Genomic DNA, 19061 nt, shown 5'->3' with positions numbered 1-19061 from the left:
AAGCGCTGCGGGTCACCCGCGTCAGTTTGTCAGGGGCATCGACAGGCCGGCCTCGAAATCCTGCAGGATGTCGATGGCTTCCTCGACGTCGATGGTCAGCTGGCAACCGGTCGGGAAGCGATACCGCCAGTAGCTGGAAATATGCGAGATCACGCCGACCCGCTCGCCCAGCGACAGGAACATCTCCGGCGCACGCAGCAGGAAGTCGCGGAAGGCCGTGGGACGACCGTTGTCGATCAGGTCCTCGAACGCGTCGTCATAGACCTTAAGCGTGCGCATGATGGCGTTGCGCTCGACCAGCACCGCGCCCTGCAGGCGCATGCGGGCGGCGTCGACATAGCGGCCAGTCTCGGCGTCGCGGTTGCCGGTGACGACCAGGCGACTGATCTCCTGGCCCACGGCGGTCAGCTGCGGCCACAGCTTGGTGAGCATCCACTTGTAATAGAGGAAGCCCTTCCAGCTGAAGACGCCTTCCTTGAAGCTCTCGCCCTCCATGACCAGGGTCTGGCGCAGGGGCTCCAGGCGCTCGTCGACATCGGTCGACAGCAGGGCCTCGACCAGGCGGGCGGTGTGCAGGCGGCCGACGCCGACGCGCGAGCCCTTGTAGGCCAGCTCGATCAGGCGACCCAGCTCCATGGTCACGAAGCCCTGCATCGTGTCCAGGTCGGCCGGCGACAGCGCGAAGTAGCAGTTGCCGACCATCAGGCCGTGGCGGCGCAGGTGCTCGCGCAGCAGGAACGGATCCAGCGACGGCAGGATGTCGATCAGGCGCAGGGTCTCGATGTCCCGGCTCATGTCGCTCGAGGCGTTGCAGGCCTCGATGATCAGGTCGGCCCAGCCGCGCTGACCCACGAACACCGACTGGCCGCCCAGGCCAAGGTCCTTGCGGTCGAAGGGGATGATGATCTTGGTCGCGGTCGCCTTGGCGTCGTCGAACAGATAGATGTCGTCGTTGCGCAGGCGGTGCTTGAGGATGATCGCGGTGTTCAGCACGCGGTTCTTGAACAGCGGCGCCTCGAAATATTCCGGGCGATGCGCGCTCTCGGCCTCGATGGCCAAAAGGTTCAGGACACGACTGGTCGAGGCGGTGCGTTCCAGCGCACGCAGGCTGCGCATCACGCGGTCGGCCTTGTTGACCGGCTTCAGCTGACGGCGGCGAGCGAGAGCGGACAAGGGTTTCCTCGGCGTTGGGTTCCCGACTTTTAGGGCGCCGCTTGCTAAACAAACGCTAACCGAACGCTGTTCGATTGCCCTCTCGCAACCTCAAGTGGGCCCGATCTACCGAAATCGGGTAGCAACTAGGCGCGTTTGCGCAGCGGCGTCGCGGTCGGGACGACGCGGCGCAGGCCGGCCACGGTGGCCAGCAGGCCGGCGGGCTGGATCGGCTTGGGGTGGGCGTCGTCGAAGCCCTGCGAGAGCAGGCGTTCGGCGTCGCCGACCATGGCGTCGGCGGTCAGGGCCACGACCGGCAGGTCGACCCGGCCGCCCTCGCCGGCGCGGATGCGGCGCACGGCCTCGACGCCGTCCATCCCCGGCATATGGACGTCCATCAGCACGACGTCGAAGTCCTCGATGCGCAGGCGGGCCAGGGCCGTGTGGCCGTCGCCGACCGTGGCCACCGAGGCGTCGGCGGCCTCCAGGATCGCACGGGCCACCATCTGGTTCACGGCGTTGTCGTCCACGACCAGCACCCGCATGCCGGCCAGGTCCAGCGCCTGGGCCGCGTCGGCCAGCTCACGCGGCGCGCGCGTCGCCGGCAGGGCCAGACGGGCGGTGAAGGTCGAGCCCTCGCCCGGCGTGCTGGCGACGCCGATCTCGCCGCCCATGGTCTCGACCAGCTGACGGCAGATGGCCAGGCCCAGGCCGGTGCCGCCGAAGCGACGCGAAATGGTCCGGTCGCCCTGCACGAACGGCGTGAACAGGCGCGCGCGCTGTTCCTCGTCCATACCGACGCCGGTGTCCGACACGGCGATGACGATGCCGTCCTCGCCCGGCGCGATGCGCACGGTCACTTGCCCGGCTTCGGTAAACTTCAGGGCGTTGGAGACCAGGTTCATCAGGATCTGGCGCACCCGGGCCACGTCGCCCGCCAGCCACTCGGGCGTCGCCGGATCGACGTCCAGCAGCAGTTCGAGGCCCTTCAGGCGAGCCGTCTCGCTCCAGAACAGGCGGATCTGGGCGGCCAGCTTGCGGATATCGAACGGCGCGACCTCCAGCTCCAGCTTGCCGGCCTCGATCTTCGACAGGTCCAGGATGTCGTTGAGGATGGTCATCAGGCCATGGCCCGACTGCTCGATCATCTCGAGATATTCGGCCTGGCGCTTGTCCAGCTTGGTGCCGCGCAGGGCGTGGGCCAGGCCCAGCACCCCGTTCATCGGCGTACGCAGCTCGTGGCTCATCATGGCCAGGAAGTCGGACTTGGCGCGGCTCGCGTCCAGGGCCTCGGCCTGGGCCTTCTCCAGCGCCAGGGCGTTGGCGCGCAGGGTGCGCGAGGCCTCGATCAGATAGCCGCCGAGGCAGACCAGGGCCGTACCGGCGGCAAGGCCCTCCATCCACAGCGGCTTGCCCACGAAGAACGGCAGGGCGCTCATCGCCAGCACCGGACAGGGCAGCAGCGACACGGTCGCGGTGCGGCTGAACGCGGCGTACTTCAGGCCTTCGACGATCATGCCCAGCAGGACCAGCATCGCGGCGAAGCGCACGACCTGTGGGCCATAGATCCAGCTGAACAGGGCGGCCACCGACCAGACGGCGCTGAAGGTCATGGCCGGCGCCAGGCGCGCGACCAGCGACAACGGCTTCTCCGTCCGCGAGCGCATGCCGCGCATCAGCCAGAACAGCCACAGCTCCAGGCCGACATTGGCCGCGATCCAAATGGCGGAGGCCTTGGCGTTGAACACCGCGCCCAGCAGGGCGGCCATCACGACCATGGCGACGAGGCGGCTGGTGCGGCCTTTTCGGCTCGTCACCAGGCTCGCGCCGTCGCGGCCATCGTCCAGGAAATCGCGGAGCCTCACGGGGCGCCCCTTCGCATGAAATCGCGCGGAGCTTCGCCGAACAAGGTTCACAAGCATTTACCGTGCGACCGGTTGTCGCACCTTTTTTGGGCGCCGCGTCCCGGGATCGGGTGCGGCGCCCAAGGTCGTTTCGAGGCGCTTAGCCCTGGAAGGGGTCGCGCATCAAAATGGTGTCGTCCCGCTCGGGGCTGGTGGACAGCAGCGCCACCGGGGCGCCGATCAGTTCCTCGACGCGGCGCACATACTTGATGGCCTGGGCGTTGAGGTCCTTGAACGAGCGGGCGCCGGCGGTGCTTTCCGTCCAGCCCTCGATCTCTTCATAGATCGGCGTGGCGGCAGCCTGGTCGCGCAGGCCGGCCGGCAGGTAGTCGACGACCTTGTCGCCGATCTTGTAGCCGACGCAGATCTTCAGGGTCTTCAGGCCGTCCAGCACGTCCAGCTTGGTCAGGGCCACGCCGTGGATGCCGTTGATGGCCACCGACTGGCGCACCAGCACCGAGTCGAACCAGCCGCAGCGGCGGGCGCGACCGGTGTTGACGCCGACCTCGCGGCCGACGGTCGACAGGTGCTTGCCCACGTCGTCGAACAGCTCGGCCGGGAACGGGCCCTCGCCCACGCGGGTGGTGTAGGCCTTGACGATGCCCAGCACGAAGCCGGTCGCCGACGGGCCCATGCCCGACCCAGCCGAGGCTTGGCCGGCGGCGGTGTTGGACGAGGTGACGAACGGATAGGTGCCGTGGTCGACGTCCAGCAGCGAGCCTTGTGCGCCTTCGAACAGGATGCGGCGGCCGGCCTTGTGGGCCTGGTCCAGCACCCGCCACGCCGGCTGGGCGTAGGGCAGGATGCGCGGGGCGAGCTCCATCAGGGCGTCGAACAGCTCCTGGGCCGACGCCTCCGGCAGATTCAGGCCGCGACGCAGGGCGCCGTGGTGGCTGAGCAGGCGCTCGATCTTTGGCTTCAGGGCTTCCGGATCGGCGAGGTCGGCGACGCGGATGGCGCGGCGGCCGACCTTGTCCTCGTAGGCCGGGCCGATGCCGCGACCGGTGGTGCCGATCTTCTGGGTCGAGGCGGCTTCGCGGGCCTGGTCCAGGTCGCGGTGCAGCGGCAGGATCAGGCAGGCGTTGTCGGCCAGGATCAGCAACTCGGGGGTGATGTTGACGCCCTGGTCGGCGATCTTGTCGATCTCGCCCAGCAGGTGCCACGGGTCGACGACGACGCCGTTGCCGATCACCGACAGCTTGCCCTGGACGACGCCCGAGGGCAGCAGGGCCAGCTTGTAGACCTTGCCGTCCACCACCAGCGTGTGGCCGGCGTTGTGGCCGCCCTGGAAGCGCACGACGACATCGGCTCGATTGCTGAGCCAGTCGACGATCTTGCCCTTGCCTTCATCGCCCCACTGGGCGCCGACGACGGTCACATTGGCCATGGTAGAGATATGCCTTGTCACCTGCCCGGTGACGTCCAGCGGCCCTTCGACAGGACTCGGCCGCAGACGTTTATTCAGTTTTGGGCGGCGCCCGAAGCACCATCGGGCGAACCGTCAAATCGGCTCAGCGCGAAGTCAGAACGCGTAAACCAGTCGGACCCCCGCGTCGTCAAGCCCCTGGTTCTTTCCCTGGTGGAAGATCTGGCCGTTCGACAGGTGAGTGTAGCTCAGTTCCACCGACACCCGGTCGTTGACCTGGTAGCCCAGGGCCAGCTCCGGCTCGAACAGGACCTTCGAGCCGAAATCGATGCGGTTGTAGTAGAGCCAGGTGCGGCGATCACGCTCGGCCTGGGTCAGGCCCGGGGCGTTGGCGGGCGGCAGGCCGGCCTTGCCGTCGGTATAGGCCAGACCCATGCCCGGACGCAGGTAGAAGCCGCCCTCCTGGCCCAGGTCGACCTTCCAGTCGAAGCCCACGGCCACGAAGTTCGATGTGTTCTTACTGTTGATCGACACCATGGTGTGGACCTGCGGCTTGCCCAGCCAGGTCAGGTTCTCGAGCTTGTTGGTGCGGTAGCCCAGGTGGAAGTCCACCCCGTCCTCGCGACCGGCGGCGCCCAAGCCCACGGCTTTGCCGATGAACGTCACGTCGTGCTTGTAGACGCCGACGAAGACCTCGCCGGCCATGGCGGGCGCGGCGATGGCCAGCGCAGCAACAGCCGCGGCGGCGAACATGGCGGTTTTCATGAAGTCGTCCTGAACTTGAGCCCTTGGCTTTTTATGGCTTGAACTTGCGACCTCGCAAAGGGATTCGCGCGCCTAGCCCTGGAACAGGGGATGGGCGCTTCAAAAGCTTCGCCGCAGAGCCTACATCCGAGGCCATGACCATCTCCCTCGCCGACATCCAAGCCGCCGCCGGCCGCCTGAAGGGCCTGGCCGTCGAGACCCCGCTGATCGAGAGCCCCGCGCTGAACGAGCGCCTGGGCGGGCGGATCTTCCTCAAGCCCGAGACCCTGCAACGGGCCGGGGCCTTCAAGTTCCGCGGCGCCTATAATCGGCTGAGCCAGCTGAGCGACGCGGAGAAGTCGCGCGGCGTCGTGGCCTTTTCGTCCGGCAACCACGCCCAGGGCGTGGCGCTGGCGGCGCAACTGCTGGGCATACCCGCCCTGATCGTCATGCCGTCGGACTCGCCGGCCGTGAAGGTGGCGGGGACCAAGAGCTTCGGCGCCGAGATCCGCTTCTACGACCGCTTCACCGAGGACCGGATCGCCATCGCCGATCAGATCGCCGCCGAGCGCGGCTGCGTGGTCGTGCCCTCCTATGACGACCCGCACATCATCGCCGGCCAGGGCACGTTGGGCCTTGAGATCGTCGAGCAGGCCAAGGCCAGGGGCGTGACCCTGGACCGCGTGCTCTCGCCCGTCGGCGGCGGCGGCCTGATCGCCGGGACCTCGACCGCCGTGAAGGGCCTGTCACCCTCCACCGAAGTCTGGGGCGCCGAGCCCGCCGGCTTCGACGAGACCCGCCGCTCGATGATCTCCGGCAATCGCGAGACCATCGACAAGGACGCCCGCTCGTTCTGCGACGCCCTCCTGACCCCGATCCCCGGCGAGCTGACCTGGCCGATCAACAGCCAGACGCTGTCGGGCATCGTGGCGGTGACCGACGCCGAGGTGGCCGAGGCGATGCGCTATGCCTTCTCGACCCTGAAGCTCGTCGTCGAGCCCGGCGGCTGCGTGGCGCTGACGGCGGCGCTGACCGGCAAGATCGATGTTGCGGGAAAGACGGTGGCGATTGTCCTCTCGGGAGGCAATGTCGATCCGGGGCTGTTCGCGCAGGTGCTGCGGGGCGAGCTGTAGGACTCGCCACACAGAACCCGTCATCCCGCGCTTTATGCGCGGGACCCATGGTTCAGCTTGCACGTGAGGGCTAGCCTTGCTCCGCGCCTGCGGCGGACAAATGGGTCCAGCGAACAAGTCGCGGGATGACGGTTGAAGGGATTAGGGGCGGGGATCAGATGAACTTTCCGAGCGCAGAGCACCTCCCCCAGACCCCGCTCCTCGTCGTCGACCGCGCCGCGCTCGAGCGCAACATCGACCGCATGCAGGCCCTGTGCGACGCCGCCGGCGTGCGTCTGCGCGCCCACGGCAAGACCCACAAGTGCTCCACGCTCGGCCGCCTGATCGTCGAGCGCGGCGCCGTCGGCCTGTGCTGCCAGACGGTCGGCGAGGCCGAGGCCTATGTGGCGGGCGGGATCAAGGACGTTCTTGTCACCGCCCCCTCCCCGCCTTGGGGCGCCGCGCGCCTGGCCGCCCTCGCCCAGACCGGGGTCAAGGTCGGCGCCGTCGCCGACGACGAGCGCCAGATCGACCGGCTGTCGGACGCGGCCGTCGCCGCCGGTGTCATGCTGGACCTGGTCGTCGACCTCGACCTCGGCACCCACCGCGCCGGCGCCTATCCGCAGGACGCTCTGAAGCTGGCCCGCGCCGCCGACGCCTCGCCGGGCCTGCGGTTCGCGGGCATCCAGGCCTATCTCGGCCACCTGCAGCACCTGGACGACGGCGAGCTGCGCCGCACCGCCGACGAAGCCGCCTTCGCGACGCTCAAGGCCCTGGTCGCCGAGCTGACCGCCGCCGGCCTGCCGCCCGGCGTCGTCACCGGCGGCGGGACGGGCACTCACGCCTTCGACCTGGCCTCGGGCGTGTTCACCGAGCTCCAGGCCGGCTCCTATGCGGTGATGGACGTCGAGTACGACGTCTGCGGCGCGCCCGGCGGCGGCGACTGGCCGTTCGAGCCGTCGCTGTTCGTGGCCGCCACCGTCGTCTCGGCCAATCACAAGAGCCACGTCACCTGCGACGCCGGCTTCAAGGCGATGTCGATGGACGGCCCGCCCGCCCGCGTGATCGCCGGCGCCGCGCCGGGCTCCCTCTGGCGGCCGATGGGCGACGAGCACGGCATGATCGCCCACCCGGCCATGATCGACGTGCTGAAGGCCGGCGGCCGCGATCCCCTCGGCTTCGACAGAGCCGTGGCCGCCGCCGACGCCGATCCGGCCCGCGCGTTCCTGCCCGATGCGCCGAAGAACGGCGACCTCGTCTGGCTGCAGCCGGGCCACTGCGACCCGACTATCAACCTCTACGACGCCCTGCATGTCTGGGATGGCGAGCGACTGGACCGATGGCCCGTGGACGGCCGCCGCGTCTCCGCCTGAAGCCCGACCGGTCGCGTTATCGCTACCGTTCGGCGAAACCGCCCCCGACCACCTAGCCACGGCGGAAAACCCCCTCTAGGGTCCGCGCCCAACGACAAGATTTGCTCCGAAAGAGGGCCTGAGATGAAACGCCTGCTGCTCGCTACCGCCCTGGTCGCCGCACCCATGCTGGTCTCTCCTTGTTTTGCGCAAGGGGCGGCCAACGCGCCCAAGATCGACCCCGCCAAGCTGTCGGCCCACATCAAGGTCCTGTCCTCGGACGAGTACGAGGGCCGCGGCCCCGCCACCGAGGGCGAGAAGAAGGCCGTCGCCTATATCGTCGGCCAGATGAAGGCCATCGGCCTCTCCCCCGCCGGCGACGTCCAGAAAGACGGCAAGCGCGCCTGGACCCAGGACGTGCCGCTGGCCAAGTTCCAGATCCAGGGCGACGTGAAGGCCCACGTCATGGCCGGCGGCGACCACGTCGCCCTGGCGCAGGGCGAGCAGATCGCCGTCCGCGCCGCCATGACCAATGTCGACGCCGTCTCGATCAGGAACGCCCCGATCGTCTTCGTCGGCTACGGCGTGAAGGCCCCCGAGCGCAATTGGGACGACTTCAAGGGCCTGGACGTGAAGGGCAAGATCATCGTCGTCCTGATCAACGATCCGGACTTCGAGACCGGTTCCGGCGACTTCGGCGGCAAGGCCATGACCTATTACGGCCGCTGGACCTACAAGTTCGAGGAAGCCGCCCGCCTGGGCGCCGCCGGCGTGATGATCGTCCACGAGACGGCTCCCGCCTCGTACGGCTGGAACACGGTCAAGAACTCCAACACCAACGTGATGTTCGACATCGTCCGCAAGGAGCCGGCCAAGCAGCATCCGGCCCTTGAATCCTGGATCCAGCGCGACGTCGCCGTCGACCTCTTCAAGCGCGCCGGCCTCGACTTCGACGCCCTGAAGAAGCAGGCCCAGACCCGCGACTTCAAGCCGGTCGAGCTGAAGGGCGTCACCTTCTCGGCCGACTACAAGGTCAAGCACGAGGTCATCGTCTCCAAGAACATCGCCGGCCGCATCGTCGGCACGAAGTTCCCGAACGAGACCGTGATCTACAGCGGCCACTGGGACCACCTGGGTGTCGGCGCCCCGGACGCCAAGGGCGACAAGATCTACAACGGCGCCGTCGACAACGCCGACGGCATCGCCGGCATTCTCGAGCTGGCCCGCGCCTTCAAGTCCAAGCCGGCGCCGCAGCGCTCGATCCTGTTCCTGGCGGTCACCGCCGAGGAGAAGGGCCTGCTGGGCTCGGAATATTACGGCGCCAACCCGCTGTTCCCGCTGGCCACCACGGTCGGCGACATCAACATCGACGCCCTGTCGGCCGCCGGCCCGGCCAAGGACGTGACCACCTCGGGCGACGGCAAGGTCGACCTGCAGGACCTGCTGGTCGCCAAGGCCAAGGCCCACGGCCGCTACTTCTCGCCGGACCCGGCCCCGCAGGCCGGCCACTTCTACCGCTCGGACCACTTCCCGTTCGCCAAGCGCGGCGTGCCGGCCATCTCGATCGGCTCGGGCACCGACCTCGTGAAGGGCGGCAAGGAAGCCGGCGAGAAGGCCGAAGAGGACTACACCGAGAAGCGCTACCACCAGCCGGCCGACGAGTGGTCGGCGGACTGGGATCTCAGCGGCCAGGCCATGGACCTGGGCCTCGTCTACGAGATCGGCGCCGATCTGGCCAATTCGCGCGTCTGGCCGAAGTGGCAGGCGGGCTCGGAGTTCAAGGCCCTGCGCGACAAGACGTCGGCGCAGCGGAAGTAGGATTGGTTACGCGCTCCCTCTCTCGTCATCCCGGCCGGAGCGCAGCGTAGAGCCGGGACCCAGGGGGTGGCGAAGCGCCGTGCGCGCCGCCCCTGGGTCCCGGACAGCCTCTGCGAGGCTTCCGGGATGACAAGTTTAGTAGTGCGAAACACCCCATGACCGCCTCCGTCTTCGACCTCTTCAAACTCGGCGTCGGCCCGTCGAGCAGCCACACCATGGGGCCGATGACGGCCGCGGTGCTGTTCATCGGCCGCCTGCGCGACGCCGGGAAGCTGGCCGCCGTGGCGCGGGTCGAGACCAGGCTCTACGCCTCCCTCGCCCTGACCGGTCGCGGCCACGCCACCGACCGCGCCGTGATCCTGGGCCTGATGGGCTTCGTCCCCGCCGAGCTCGACCCCGACGCCGGCGAGGCCGCCCTGCTGGAGAGCCAGGCCACCCAGTCGCTGAAGCTGGGCGGCGAGGTCGACATCGCCTTCGACGAGGCCAAGGACATCGTCTGGCTGGGTCACGAGCGCCTGCCCCAGCACCCCAACGGCCTGACCTTCACCGCCTTCGACAAGGTCGGCGCCGTGCTGGCCGAGCGCACCTATTTCTCGATCGGCGGCGGCTTCGTCCGCGACGAGCGCGAGATGGGCAGCAACGCCCCGCCCGAGGCCGGTCCGGCCATCCCCCACCCGTTCGAGAGCGGCGCCGACCTCTTGCAGCGCGCCGCCGACGCCGGCCTGTCGATCGCCGGGGTCATGGGCGCTAACGAGCTGGCCCGGATGTCGCTGGACGACATGAACGCCGGCCTCGACCGCATCTTCAACGCCATGGAAGCCTGCATCGATCGCGGCATGCGCCAGGACGGCGTCCTGCCCGGCGGCCTGACCGTCAAGCGCCGCGCCCGACAGATCCACCAGACCATCCTGGGCCGGATGGAGCGCCAGATGAGCGATCCGCTGGCGGCCATGGACTTCGTCAATCTGTGGGCCATGGCGGTCAACGAGGAGAACGCCGCCGGCGGCCGCGTCGTCACCGCCCCGACCAATGGCGCCGCGGGCCTGGTGCCGGCCGTGCTGCGGTTCTTCGTCCGCTTCCACAAGGGCACGCCCGAGCAGATCCGCACCTTCCTGCTGACCGCCGCCGCCATCGGCGCGCTCTACAAGCGCAACGCCTCGATCAGCGGCGCCGAGGTCGGCTGCCAGGGCGAGGTCGGCGTCGCCTGCTCGATGGCGGCCGCCGGTCTCGCCGCCGCCCTGGGCGCCACCAACGCCCAGATCGAGAACGCCGCCGAGATCGGCATGGAGCACAACCTCGGCCTCACCTGCGACCCGATCGGCGGCCTGGTGCAGATCCCCTGCATCGAACGCAACGCCATGGGCGCCATCAAGGCCATCGACGCAGCGCGCCTGGCGCTGCTGGGGGATGGCCAGCACAGCGTGAGCCTCGACAAGGTCATCGCCACGATGAAGCGCACCGGCGAGGACATGAACGAGATCTACAAGGAGACCTCGATGGGGGGTCTGGCTGTGGGCCTGTCGGTCAACCGGGTGGAGTGCTGAGGGCGGCGTAGAGCGCCCCTTCCGGCCCTTCGGGCCACCTCCCCCGCTTCGCAGGGGAGGACGGGAACTCCTCCTGCCCCGCTTGCGGGGGAGGTGGCGCGGCGCGGATACGCGCCGTGACGGAGGGGGCCTCCCGCGTTAGCCTCCTCTCACGGAGGACACCCCATGCCCGGCTCCATCACCCCGATGATCCACGTGCCCGACGTGCGGGCGACGGCCGACTGGCATCGCGACCTCGGCTTCACCCTGACCGGCTTCAACAAGTGCGACGAGGTCTGGGACTGGGCGCAGCTGGCCTTCGGCGACGGGGCGGTGATGTTCAGCGCCGGCGGCCAGGCCTCCATGGCGCACCGCCGCGAGGCCGACCTCTACCTGACCCTCGACGAGGGCCTGGACGCCCTGTTCAAGACCCTCAAGGACCGCGTCGATGTCTTCGAGCCGCCCCACGACACCGAGTACGGCATGCGCGAGTTCATCATCCGCGACTGCAACCGTTTCTGGCTCACTTTCGGCCAACGGATCGTGACCTGAATCCTCTCGACGCGGCGGCCAAGTTCCCTTAGGTTTCGCGAGAACAGGAAGGGAACAAACATGGCCAAGGGCGTGATCCGGACGGGTATCGGCGGCTGGACGTTCGAGCCTTGGCGCGGGACCTTCTATGGCGATGACGTCAAGCAGAAGGACGAGCTGAAATACGCCGCGTCCAAGCTGACCAGCATCGAGATCAACGGCACCTACTATTCGACCTTCAAGCCCAACAGCTGGCAGAAGTGGCGCGACGAGACGCCGGACGACTTCGTGTTCGCGGTCAAGGCCAGCCGCTTCTGCACCAACCGCAAGGTGCTGTCGGCCAACAACGACTCCCTCGAAAAATTCCTGTCCCAGGGGCTGGAGGAACTCGGCCCGAAGCTGGGTCCCATCAACTGGCAGTTCATGGCGACCAAGAAGTTCGACGCGGCGGATTTCGAGGGTTTCCTGAAATTGCTGCCAAAGGAATTGAAGGGCGTCCGCCTGCGTCACGCCCTGGAAGTCCGCAGCCCGACCTTCGCCTGTCAGGAGTTCTACGACCTGGCCGCCAAGTACGGCGCGGCCATCGTCTACGCCGTCGACGACGAGGAGCCGACCTGGCCCTGCATCGACCAGCCGACCGCCGACTTCACCTATGCCCGCCTGATGTCCAGCAAGCCCGACGAGCCGACGGGCATGAGCTCGGAGGATCTGGATGGGGTGGTGAAACAGGCCCGAGCCTGGGCCGAACGCGGCGACGTCTTCGCCTACTTCATCGCTGGCGCGAAGGTCCGCAACCCGGCGGCGGCGATGGCGCTGATCGAGAAGTTGAAGGGGTGAAGTTACTCGAAGAGTTCGAAGTCCAGGCCAGTCGAGAGTCTGTGGGAGGAATGACGGTCGATATCGCTGAAGGGGCTAAGTCCAACCTCGGCGCGCTGCGGCTACATCTCACCGACACCGCGTACAGCTTTATCGAGCCAATCCTAGTTCGCGTCGCGCCAAACTATCATCCCGACACCCGATATGGGATCGCGGAACTCGAAGCGTCGGTCTGGCGGCGCGCGGCGCTGGAACTCAGGGCGACCGCTGACCGTCTTGCAGCCGGTGAACACCTGGCAGCTTCGGACGTCGTATGGATCTTAAGCTATGACGCCGACGACGACGTCGAGACCGACACGGAGAGCTTCCTTCGCCAAGTGAACGCGACGGAAGTTCGCAAGGCGATCGAAGCCTTCTTAGGGCTTGTCGCTGACTGGATCGAAGAGCGCGTCGACCGCGAGAATGTTCTGACGATCTTCGGCTACTAGCCGCCTCAGGTATGCGCGGCGCGCATTGCCCCCGCCGATATCGGCATTAGCCGCCGTCATCTCCAAAGAGCACCCTGGGGATCATCAGACCCCCGCGAGGAAGCGCCCGTGACCACCCCGCTCCGCCGCATCGCCGCGCTGCTGGCCGGCGCGGCTCTCGCCCTGCCCGTCGCCGCCCAGTCTCCCGCCAAGGCGCCCCCGCCCAGCACCGGCATCGCCGACGTCGCGACCTTCTTCGTCGGCGGCCACTACATCCGCGACGGCCAAGCCATGACCGGCCAGGCGCACGTGCTCTACCTGACGCCTAAGGTCCGCAAGCACCCGACGCCGCTGGTCTTCATTCCCGGCGCCGGCCAGACGATCACCAACTTCCTCTCGACGCCGGACGGCCGGCCCGGTTGGGCCAAGTGGTTCGTCGAGCGCGGCTGGGCGGTCTATCTGATGGACCAGCCAGGGCGCGGCGCCTCCGGCTACGACCGCGAAGCCTACGGCCCGGCCGAGCGCCGGCCGCCGCCGTTCGTCATGCAGCGGTTCACGGCCACCCAGACCTTCGACGCCAAGCCCGGCGAACCCGCCGGCTGGCCGCAGGCGAAACTGCACAGCCAGTGGCCCGGGACCGGCGCCCCCGGCGATCCGGCCTTCGACCAGTTCTACGCCTCGCAGGTCGAGAGCGCGGCCGGCGGCGTCTCGGCCAAGCTGGTCGCCGAGGCCGGCGCGGCCCTGCTGGACAGGATCGGCCCGGCCATCGTCGTCACCCACTCCCAGGCCGGCGCGTTCGGCTGGTCGATCGGCGAGGCGCGCCCGGCGCTGGTGAAGGCCATCGTCGCCCTGGAGCCCAGCGGCCCGCCCTTCTTCGGCGCGCCGCCGCCGTGGGGCGACAGCAGCCCCGACAAGCTGGCCCGCCCCTGGGGCCTGACCACGACGCCACTGGCCTATGATCCGCCCCTGGCCGATCCCAAGGATCTGGCCCGCGTGCAGGACGCCGCCCCCGAGACCCCGGACCGCGTGCGCTGCTGGATGCAGGCCGCGCCGGCTCGACGGCTGGTCAACCTCTCGCGCTTCCCCGTGCTGGTCCTGGTCTCGGAGGCCTCGTACCACGCCGGCTACGACCACTGCACGGCGCGCTACCTGACCCAGGCGGGCGTGAAGACCGACCTGCTGCGCCTAGAGGATGTCGGCCTGCATGGCGACGGCCACATGCTGATGCTGGAGAAGCACTCGGCGGAGATCGCCGCCGAGATCGCAGGGTGGCTCTCGAAGCGGAAGCTGGACTAGGCCTCAGCCTGCGTCTTCTTCGGGAACCACGGCACGAAGCCGCTGGTCCGGGCCACGTATTCCTCATAGCCCGGCTTGCTGCGGCGCATCCGTCCCTCGGTGGTCGGCACGCCGCTCCAGCGGGTCAGCAGCACGGTGATCAGCACCGGCGCCGGCAGGCTCCAGGCGCCCAGGCCGGTCTCGGCGGCGATCAGCCAGAGCCCCCACCAGACGCAGGCGTCGCCGAAGTAGTTCGGATGGCGGGTGTAGCGCCACAGACCCTTGTCCATAACCTGGCCGGCGTTGCTCGGGTCAGCCTTGAAGCGCGTCAGCTGGGCGTCGCCGATGGTCTCGAACAGGATGCCGACGATGGTCAGCGCCGCGCCGCCCCAGGCCAGCGGCCCGAGCGCGCCGCCGCCCTGGCCCAGCTGCACCGGCAAGGCGACCAGGTAGCCCAGCACGCCCTGCAGCCCGAAGACGATGATCAGCGCCGTCTTGGCGAAGCCCCAGCCGCGGGTCTTCTGCGAATGGGCGAACATCGCGACGTAGCGCCGGTCGGCCCCGTGCTTGCGCCAGCGCCAGAACAGATAGCCGCCCAACCGCGCCGCCCAGAGGGTGCAGAGGCCCGTCAGCAGCAAGCCGTGCGGGGTCGGCGAGGCTTGTAGAAACGTGCTCCAGGCCAGCAGCGCCATGCTGGGTCCCCACCAGGCGTCGATGAAGCTGACGTCTCTCGTCCGTAGACTGACGACCCACAACGCCAGGAAGGCGATGACCGAGACGAGGGCGTTGATGGCGAGAACGGTGAAGATGGGCGGCATCGAGAGACCTTGAGCAGGGGTCGGATTGAAGTGAGTGGGTAATCGTCGTCCTTCTCCCCCTCTGGGGGAGGAGAGTGGGCGTTGCTACGTCCCCACCACGAAGCTCACCGTCGTTGTCGTCGATCCGCCGATGTTCAGCGTCTGCACCGTCTTGGCCCCCTCGACCTGATAGTCCTCGGCTCTTCCCGAGGTCTGTTTCCACGCGTCCAGCAGCATCCGCACGCCGGTCGCGCCGACCGGATGCCCGGTCCCGATCAGCCCGCCGGACGGGTTGATCGGCAGCTTGCCGCCGATGGCGATGTCGCCGTTCTCGACGGCTTTCCAGCTTTCGCCCGGCGCGGTCAGGCCCAGGTGGTCGATGGCCATGTATTCGGTGGCGGTGAAGCAGTCGTGGGTCTCGACCGCGTCGATGCCCGAGACGTCCGGCGCGATCCCGGCCCGGGCGCGGGCGTCGAGGATGGCGCGGCGCACCTGCGGGAAGACGTACTCGCCGCCTTGACTGGCCTCGACCTTGCGGGCGTAGCTGAGCGGCGCCGAGCGATGGCCCCAGCCCTTGATCCGAGGGATGCTCTCCAGCGCGATGCCGCGCTTATCGGCATAGGCCCTGGCCCGCTTTTCCGAGGCCAGGAACACCACGGCCGTCCCGTCGGTGACCTGACCGCAGTCCTGCTTGCGCGTGCGACCCTCGACCACCGGATTGGCGACCTCGTCGGTCGTGAAGGCGTCCGGGCCGAAGTTCCAGCCGCGCGTCTGGGCGTTGGGATTGCGCTTGCCGTTGGCGAAATTGACCTCGGCGATGCCCATCAGGTGCTCGTATTTCAGCCCGTAGCGCCGGTCGTACTCGTCGGCGAGGTCGGAGAAGGCGCGCGGCCACAGGAAGCGGGCGTCCTGGAACTCGTGACCGGCCCAGGCGGCGCTGCCCAGGTTCTCGGCCGCCTTCTGGCCGGGGACGTTGCGCATCTGCTCGATGCCGACGACGCAAGCCAGGTCATAGCGCCCGGCCTCGATCTCGGCGGTCGCGGCCAGGATCGCCACGCTGCCCGAGGCGCAGGCCGCCTCGTGCCGCGCGGTCGGCAGGCCGTCGAAGGCCGGGTGGACTAGGCCGAACATGCCGCCCAACAGGCCCTGCCCCGCGAACAGCTCGGCGGCGAAGTTGCCGACGTGGCCCGTCTCGACATCCTCGGGCTCCAGGTCGACGGCCGCCAGCCCCTCGCCGACGCCTTGCGCAAAGGCGTCGGCCAGGTCTCGGCCTTCACGGCTCCAGTTGGCGGCGAAATCGCTCTGCCAACCGCCCAGTAAATAGACCATGCGCGACCTCCCCGATGGGCGTGTACGTTCTAGTTAGTTCGATTATACAAGCGACCTCCGTCGAGTCCACGACGTTGACACTTCCAGGCGAAACGCCCCACCAAGCCGCATGGTCCCGCAGAAGACCCCAGCCCCCAAAGCGACTGCGCTTGTGAGACGCAGTTCAGCCGCCCGCGCGCTGAACCTGATCGGCGACCGCTGGACCCTGCTGGTGCTGTACGCCGCCTTCATGGGCGTGAAGCGCTTCGACGGCTTCGTCGAGATGACGGGCGTCGCCCGCTCGCTGCTGACCGATCGGCTGAAGCGCCTGGAGGCTGGCGGTATCCTGGAGCGCAGGCTCTATCAGGATCGCCCGCCTCGTTACGAATACCGGCTGACCGCCATGGGCCGCGATCTCCATGACGCGGCGCTGGTGCTGCTGGGCTGGGAGATGCGCTGGCGCTTCGATCCCGACACCCCCTCGCACCGCATCGTCCACGAGCCCTGCGGCCAGCCGCTGAAGCCCGTCCTGGCCTGCAAGGCCTGTGGCGAGACGGTGAAGGTGCGCGACATCACGCTCTCACCCGGCCCCGGCGCCGGCTTCGAGCCCGCCGCCCCCGCCCGCCACTCGCGCCGCGCCAGCCACGACGACGTGGGCGGGCAGGCGCTGCATCCGATGCTGGAGCGCTCGATCGAGGTGCTCGGCGACCGCTGGATGGCCCACGTCCTCGCCGGGGCGTTCTACGGCCTGCGGCGGTTCAAGGATTTCCAGGACGAGCTGAAGGTCGCCAGCAACATCCTGACCGACCGCCTGGGCCGCCTGGTCGAGCGCGGCGTGCTGGAGCGGGTGCGCTATCAGGAGCGGCCGGAGCGCTGGGAATACCGGCTGACCAAGGAAGGCCGGGACATGTTCCCGCTGGTCGTGACGCTGATGGCCTGGGGCGACCGGTGGCTGGCCGAAAACGAGGGAGCGCCGGAAATCCTGACACACAGCTGCGGGGCGCGGCTGGAGCCGGTGGTGCGCTGCGGAGCGTGTGGCGGGGGTGTGGATATGGAGAATACACACATTCCTGCTCCCCCTCTGGGGGAACTGTCGCGGAGCGACTGAGGCGGCATCGCCGGCCTAGGCCGAGCTGCCCCCTCCGGCCCTCTGGGCCACCTCCCCCAGAAGGGGAGGAGAAGTTCAACCTAGCCACAGCCCTTCTGCCTCGACCGCATCGCCCCAGAACCCCGGCTTCGGCGGCCTGATCCGCCCGCGCTCGACCCGCAAACCGCCGGGGTGATCCACCTTCAGCCACCACGGCCCATCGAGATCCGCGAAGTCGCTCGCCCCGCCCAGGTGCAGCGCCGGCGCGACGCCCAGCGACGAGGCGACCATGCAGCCTGTCATCACCTGGAAGCCCAGGCTCCGCGCCGCCTTCAGCATGCCGACCGCCTCGGTCAGGCCGCCGGTCTTGTCGAGCTTCAGGTTCACCGCCTGGTAGCGGCCCTTCAGCGCCGCGAGGTCGCCGCCGACATGGACGGACTCGTCGGCGCAGACCGTGAACGGCGGGTCCCAGCCTTCCAGCTCGTGGTCGGCGTCGGCCGGCAGCGGCTGCTCGACCAGCGCGATCGGCAGGTCGGCCAGCAGCGGCTTCAGACCGTCCAGTATGGCGAAGGTCCAGCCCTCGTTGGGATCGACGATGAACCGCGAATTCGGGGCGGCGGCCGCGACCGCGCGCAGGCGGGCGGCGGGGTCCTCGGCCGAGAGCTTGATCTTGATCAGCGCCGCGTCGGCGACGGCGGCGGCCGCGGCGGCCATGGCGGCCGGCGTGTCCAGGCTGACCGTCACGGCGGTGACCAGCGCGGTCGGAATGGGCAGGCGGGTGGCCTCAGCGACGCTGACGCCGGTGCGCTTGGCGCGCAGATCCCAGAGGGCCAGGTCCAGAGCGTTGCGGGCCGCGCCGGGCGGCAGGGCGGCGCTGGCGGCTTCCATATCGTCCGAGGCCAGGGCCGGCGCCAGTTGGGCCAGCACGCTGTCGACCGTCTCGCCATAGCGACCGTAGGGCACGCTCTCGCCGCGCCCGACATGGCCGTCGGCCTGGGCGATGACCTCGACCACCTCGGCGGCCGTCTTGACGCCGCGCGAAATGCGGAACGGGGCCTTCAGCAGGTGCGAGACCGGGCGGGCGGAGACGGCGATCGACATGCGCGAAGGCATGCCGCGTTTCGCGAAATCCGACTAGCCCCTCAGATCACCAGCCCCAGTGGCGCGGGATCGGCGAGTCGGCGCGACGCTCGGCCATCACCTTCAGCGCCAGGGGACGGTCGACGACGAACAGCACGGCCCAGACCAACAGCACGCCGGCATAGTGGATCGCGCCGAGCACACCACCGGGACGGCCCGGGCGAACGAAGCGGCGATTGGCCAAGCGAGATTGGGCGGTGAACGGCTGGGTGATGGCATAGTCGGTCATGTCGCGCCCCTGATCCAAGGAAAGCCTCATCTGATGGAAACGACCTTGACCAGGGTCTGCGCCAGAATCGGACGTATTGAACTGGACCGTCATCAGCCGCATTTCAGCGGGTGAGTGTTCGTGAGGATTCCATGGCCAAGACCGTCAGCATCAACATCCCCCACCAGCTGGGCGCGGCCGAGGCCAAGCGCCGCCTGGAAGAGGGCCTGTCGCAGCTGGCCGGCCAGATCCCCGGCGGCGACGCCAGCCGTTTCTCGCAGAGCTGGGCCGGCGACGTGCTGAACTTCTCGGCCGTGGCCATGGGCTCGACCATCAACGGCGTCGTCCAGGTGCTGGATGACCACGCGCGCCTCGACGTCTCCCTGCCCGGCCTGCTCGGTATGGCGGCCGGCAAGATCAAGGACGAGCTGACCCGTCGCGGCCAGGCGCTGCTGAAGTAA

18 protein-coding genes are annotated in these 19061 nt (G+C 68.8%); 10 read left to right on the top strand and 8 right to left on the bottom strand.

Annotation, left to right across the window (positions count from 1 at the left end; genetic code table 11):
• Positions 1–21: 21 nt before the first annotated feature.
• The 4 genes from AC07NN_RS10390 to AC07NN_RS10375 form a co-directional block, all read right to left on the bottom strand.
• Entirely contained in the window at positions 22–1116 is a 1095-nt protein-coding gene (locus tag AC07NN_RS10390) for a hypothetical protein (protein ID WP_494641843.1), read from the bottom strand.
• 182 nt (positions 1117–1298) lie between these two features.
• Positions 1299–3017: an ATP-binding protein gene (locus AC07NN_RS10385; RefSeq protein ID WP_494640381.1), complete on the bottom strand. Its 1719-nt coding sequence runs from the start codon at positions 3015–3017 to the stop codon at positions 1299–1301.
• Positions 3018–3156: 139 nt separating this feature from the next.
• A complete protein-coding gene (locus tag AC07NN_RS10380) occupies positions 3157–4443 on the bottom strand; it encodes an adenylosuccinate synthase (RefSeq protein WP_494640379.1) in 1287 nt (428 codons plus the stop codon).
• A gap of 135 nt (positions 4444–4578) precedes the next feature.
• Entirely contained in the window at positions 4579–5187 is a 609-nt protein-coding gene (locus AC07NN_RS10375; RefSeq protein WP_494640376.1) for an acyloxyacyl hydrolase, read from the bottom strand.
• Positions 5188–5321: 134 nt separating this feature from the next.
• Here AC07NN_RS10375 and AC07NN_RS10370 point away from each other — a divergent pair, with 134 nt between their 5' ends.
• From AC07NN_RS10370 to AC07NN_RS10335, 8 genes are all read left to right on the top strand, one after another.
• A complete protein-coding gene (locus AC07NN_RS10370) occupies positions 5322–6299 on the top strand; it encodes a threonine ammonia-lyase (protein WP_494640373.1) in 978 nt (325 codons plus the stop codon).
• A gap of 125 nt (positions 6300–6424) precedes the next feature.
• Entirely contained in the window at positions 6425–7651 is a 1227-nt protein-coding gene (locus AC07NN_RS10365) for an alanine racemase (protein ID WP_494640372.1), read from the top strand.
• 123 nt (positions 7652–7774) lie between these two features.
• Positions 7775–9448 (top strand): M28 family metallopeptidase, encoded by a 1674-nt coding sequence (locus AC07NN_RS10360; RefSeq protein WP_494640370.1) that lies wholly within the window; start codon positions 7775–7777, stop codon positions 9446–9448.
• A 155-nt stretch (positions 9449–9603) separates the two neighbouring features.
• Complete coding sequence (locus tag AC07NN_RS10355) at positions 9604–10992, top strand: L-serine ammonia-lyase (RefSeq protein ID WP_494640368.1); 1389 nt, start codon at positions 9604–9606, stop codon at positions 10990–10992.
• 165 nt (positions 10993–11157) lie between these two features.
• Positions 11158–11523 carry a VOC family protein gene (locus AC07NN_RS10350; protein WP_494640366.1) on the top strand — a complete coding sequence of 122 codons (366 nt, stop codon included), beginning with the start codon at positions 11158–11160 and terminating at the stop codon, positions 11521–11523.
• Between the two features lie 60 nt (positions 11524–11583).
• Positions 11584–12339, top strand: a complete 756-nt coding sequence (locus AC07NN_RS10345; RefSeq protein WP_494640364.1) for a DUF72 domain-containing protein — start codon at positions 11584–11586, stop codon at positions 12337–12339.
• Positions 12340–12389: 50 nt separating this feature from the next.
• Positions 12390–12806 carry a hypothetical protein gene (locus AC07NN_RS10340; RefSeq protein WP_494640362.1) on the top strand — a complete coding sequence of 139 codons (417 nt, stop codon included), beginning with the start codon at positions 12390–12392 and terminating at the stop codon, positions 12804–12806.
• A gap of 108 nt (positions 12807–12914) precedes the next feature.
• A complete protein-coding gene (locus AC07NN_RS10335; protein ID WP_494640360.1) occupies positions 12915–14081 on the top strand; it encodes an alpha/beta hydrolase in 1167 nt (388 codons plus the stop codon).
• On the opposite strand, the gene AC07NN_RS10330 is transcribed toward AC07NN_RS10335, so the two are convergent.
• Positions 14078–14878, bottom strand: a complete 801-nt coding sequence (locus tag AC07NN_RS10330; RefSeq protein WP_494640358.1) for a DUF1295 domain-containing protein — start codon at positions 14876–14878, stop codon at positions 14078–14080. The two genes, AC07NN_RS10335 and AC07NN_RS10330, sit on opposite strands and share 4 nt — an antisense overlap.
• Positions 14879–14962: 84 nt before the next feature.
• Complete coding sequence (locus tag AC07NN_RS10325) at positions 14963–16186, bottom strand: acetyl-CoA acetyltransferase (RefSeq protein WP_494640356.1); 1224 nt, start codon at positions 16184–16186, stop codon at positions 14963–14965.
• 109 nt (positions 16187–16295) lie between these two features.
• Between AC07NN_RS10325 and AC07NN_RS10320 the strand changes: the two genes are divergently transcribed.
• On the top strand, positions 16296–17273 hold the full coding sequence (locus AC07NN_RS10320) for a winged helix-turn-helix transcriptional regulator (RefSeq protein WP_494640354.1): 978 nt from the start codon (positions 16296–16298) through the stop codon (positions 17271–17273).
• A 75-nt stretch (positions 17274–17348) separates the two neighbouring features.
• On the opposite strand, the gene AC07NN_RS10315 is transcribed toward AC07NN_RS10320, so the two are convergent.
• Both AC07NN_RS10315 and didA read right to left on the bottom strand, forming a co-directional pair.
• Positions 17349–18353: a dipeptide epimerase gene (locus tag AC07NN_RS10315; RefSeq protein WP_494641838.1), complete on the bottom strand. Its 1005-nt coding sequence runs from the start codon at positions 18351–18353 to the stop codon at positions 17349–17351.
• Between the two features lie 46 nt (positions 18354–18399).
• Positions 18400–18621: a DNA damage-induced SOS-independent cell division inhibitor A gene (gene didA, locus AC07NN_RS10310; protein ID WP_494640352.1), complete on the bottom strand. Its 222-nt coding sequence runs from the start codon at positions 18619–18621 to the stop codon at positions 18400–18402.
• A gap of 131 nt (positions 18622–18752) precedes the next feature.
• Between didA and AC07NN_RS10305 the strand changes: the two genes are divergently transcribed.
• A complete protein-coding gene (locus AC07NN_RS10305; protein WP_494640350.1) occupies positions 18753–19061 on the top strand; it encodes a polyhydroxyalkanoic acid system family protein in 309 nt (102 codons plus the stop codon).

This window comes from Caulobacter sp. GW821-FHT09H08 (genome assembly GCF_059415885.1).
This window is presented reverse-complemented; position numbering and strand designations above follow the sequence as displayed.